The sequence below is a fragment of the Chitinophaga sp. genome (genome assembly GCF_035564935.1).
In the GTDB taxonomy this organism is placed as follows: domain Bacteria; phylum Bacteroidota; class Bacteroidia; order Chitinophagales; family Chitinophagaceae; genus Chitinophaga.
The window spans coordinates 1-2,866 of sequence record NZ_DATMTE010001064.1 but is presented as its reverse complement, the minus strand read 5'-3'; the positions used below and the strand labels follow the sequence as shown (position 1 = coordinate 2,866).

Sequence of the window (2,866 nt, the reverse complement as noted above, 5' to 3'; positions counted from 1 at the left end):
TGTCTTGGAACACTGATTACGCTGATTTTGATGATTAGTTTGATGTTATTTTTTTAGATTTTTATAAAAAGATTAAGGGAGATATATGCGGGTAAATTCGCTTATATCTCCCTTACTTTTTATAAAAATCAAACTAATCATCAAAATCAGCGTAATCAGTGTTCCAAGACAATTTCCGCGGTGAAGCACTATATATGCGCGAGCATATCTTTTGTCATGGCTTCGAGGTTGAACTCGGGTTTCCAGCCCCAATCGGCGCGCGCCTCGCTGTCGTCGATGCTGTTGGGCCAGCCGTCTGCAATCTGCTGGCGGTAATCCGGTTCATAGGCCATGGTGAAGGCAGGAATGTGTTTCTTTATTTCAGCGCCGATCTCTTTCGGGGAAAAGCTCATGGCGCCTAAATTATAGGCGGAACGTACCGTGATCTTCGATGCGTCTGCTTCCATCAGCTCAATGGTAGCACGGATAGCGTCCGGCATATACATCATGGGCAGGTAAGTGTTTTCAGACAGGAAGCTGGTGTATTTCTGGTGTTCTTTCGCCTCATGGAATATTTCGATGGCGTAATCAGTGGTACCTCCGCCTGGCGCTGATTTGTAGCTGATCAGCCCGGGATAACGCAGGCTCCTCACATCTACGCCGAAACGGTGATTGTAGTATTCGCACCAGCGCTCGCCGGCAAATTTACTGATCCCGTAAATGGTGGTAGGCTCAATTACTGTATGCTGCGGTGTTTCCTGTGCCGGTGAATTAGGTCCGAATACGGCAATAGAGCTGGGCCAGTATACTTTATCCAGGTTTTCTTCTTTGGCAATATCCAGTACATTCAGCAGGCTTTGCATATTGATATGCCAGGCCAGCAATGGGTTCTTTTCACCGGTGGCCGACAGGATCGCTGCCAGCAGATAGACCTGGGTGATATTATGACGGATCACCAGCACATGCAGCATCTCCTTGTTCATCACATCCAGCGACACATACGGACCGCTTCCCTTCAGCAGGTCGTGTTCCTCCCGCAGATCCGAAGCCACCACATTGGTATCCCCGTACATCTTTCTCAGGGCCAGCGTCAGTTCCACGCCAATTTGTCCGCAGGCGCCTATAACCAGTATCTTATCTTTCTTCATACAAAAATATAATTGTAAGCATTTTTTAATTCGAACCGTAATATTAAAGGGTTCACCGGTATTTCCACACACCACTCCCCGGCGCATGACAATGCTATAACAATAAAATTAGCAACAGGTTATGCACATGGTTTTCGGATTACAATATCATGACAATTGGCAGCAATGGAACAGCGGCATCACCTCCCTTTGCCGGAGAATGCCTATCTTTGCACCTTCAATTAAATGAGCCAATTTTTTCAAGATATGAAGCATTTAAAATCTCTGTTTAAAGAGCAGTACAACCCCGAAAATTTCTTCCTGATTGCGGGTCCGTGTGTGATAGAAGAAGAGTCCATACTGATGGAAGTAGCGGAAAAAGTGACTACTATCTGTAAACGTTTAGCTATCCCGTATATTTTCAAAGCATCTTACCGTAAAGCTAACCGCACCAGCGTACATTCCTTCACCGGAATTGGCGATGTAGAAGGACTGGAACTGCTACAGAAAATAGGCAAAACTTTTAATGTTCCTGTTACCTCAGATATCCACTCTGCTGCAGAAGCCGCCATGGCAGCTGCTTACGTAGATGTGTTGCAGATCCCTGCTTTTCTTTGCCGCCAAACCGATATTTTGCTGGCTGCTGCGGAAACAGGTAAAGTAGTAAACGTGAAGAAAGGACAGTTCCTCAGCGGTGAATCCATGAAATTTGCCGTGGAAAAGATCAAGGGGGCTGGCAATGATCATATTATCCTTACCGAACGTGGCACCACCTTCGGCTACCAGGATCTTGTAGTAGATTACCGCAACATTCCTATCATGAAGCACCTGGGCGAACCGGTGGTAATGGACTGCACCCATTCCCTGCAACAGCCCAATCAAACCAGCGGCGTAACCGGCGGTAACCCTCAAATGATCAGCACCATTGCCAAAGCTGCCATTGCAACCGGCGCCGATGGCCTGTTCATTGAAACGCACCCCGATCCTTCCTGCGCAAAATCCGACGGCGCCAATATGCTCCGCCTGGATCTGCTGGAACCATTGCTGGAACAACTGGTGGAACTCCGCCAGGTAGTACGGAAGTTTTAAAGTAACGAAATATACCATCAAAAAGCTATTATCTCCTTCCGGGAATAATAGCTTTTTCTTTACATGAAGCTTTGCACTTTTTTCAGTAAATTCATGAAACACATAAAACCCAGTTCACTATGATTAATATCCACGAATTAAAATCAGGTGATACCATTATCACAAATTATGGCGGGACAGAAAAGGAAGGAAAGATCCTGCAGGTAGATCATGAAGACAAAAAAGTGCTGGTGGCTACAGATGAAAATGAGTTCTGGTATGATCTCGACAACCTGGAGCCCATCCATCTGACCGAAGCCACCCTGCTGAAACTACAGTTTCATAAAGAGGAATCGGCGTCCTCGCCGGCAGGTGGAACGTTATATGTGAGAGGGCCTTTTTCGGTCCGTTGGTTCGAGGAAGGACACAAGCCGCTGATGCAGCTGCATTACCGCGATGAAACCCGTAACCTCAACGCCCCCATCACGCTGAATGAGTTACAGAATCATTATCATGGTATGACGCTGTTTCATCTTGAATAAACAAACAACCATATACCCAATGCAAAAGAGGTGGTTCACGTTGTCCGTGAACCACCTCTTTTGTTTATATCAGTTACTTATAAATAGCGTAATGGATTTCTCCGGGCATTCTGGATGTAATTCTTCATATTTACCCAAAAAGCAAGGATC

General features: G+C 46.0%; 3 protein-coding genes. 2 read left to right on the top strand and 1 reads right to left on the bottom strand.

The window, feature by feature from the left end; genetic code table 11:
- Positions 1-188: 188 nt before the first annotated feature.
- Positions 189-1,127, bottom strand: coding sequence for an NAD-dependent epimerase/dehydratase family protein (locus tag VN105_RS27605; protein WP_325646344.1), 939 nt, complete (start codon positions 1,125-1,127; stop codon positions 189-191).
- A 246-nt stretch (positions 1,128-1,373) separates the two neighbouring features.
- On the opposite strand from VN105_RS27605, the gene kdsA reads away from it, so the two are divergent.
- Entirely contained in the window at positions 1,374-2,195 is an 822-nt protein-coding gene (gene kdsA / locus VN105_RS27600) for a 3-deoxy-8-phosphooctulonate synthase (protein WP_181785016.1), read from the top strand.
- 119 nt (positions 2,196-2,314) lie between these two features.
- A complete protein-coding gene (locus VN105_RS27595) occupies positions 2,315-2,716 on the top strand; it encodes a hypothetical protein (protein WP_325646340.1) in 402 nt (133 codons plus the stop codon).
- Positions 2,717-2,866: the final 150 nt, after the last annotated feature.

What these genes read in the sequence shown, in the direction of transcription:
- VN105_RS27605 (WP_325646344.1), bottom strand. Translation starts at nt 1,127, where the DNA reads ATGAAGAAAGATAAGATACTGGTTATAGGCGCCTGCGGACAAATTGGC.
- kdsA (WP_181785016.1), top strand. Translation starts at nt 1,374, where the DNA reads ATGAAGCATTTAAAATCTCTGTTTAAAGAGCAGTACAACCCCGAAAAT.
- VN105_RS27595 (WP_325646340.1), top strand. Translation starts at nt 2,315, where the DNA reads ATGATTAATATCCACGAATTAAAATCAGGTGATACCATTATCACAAAT.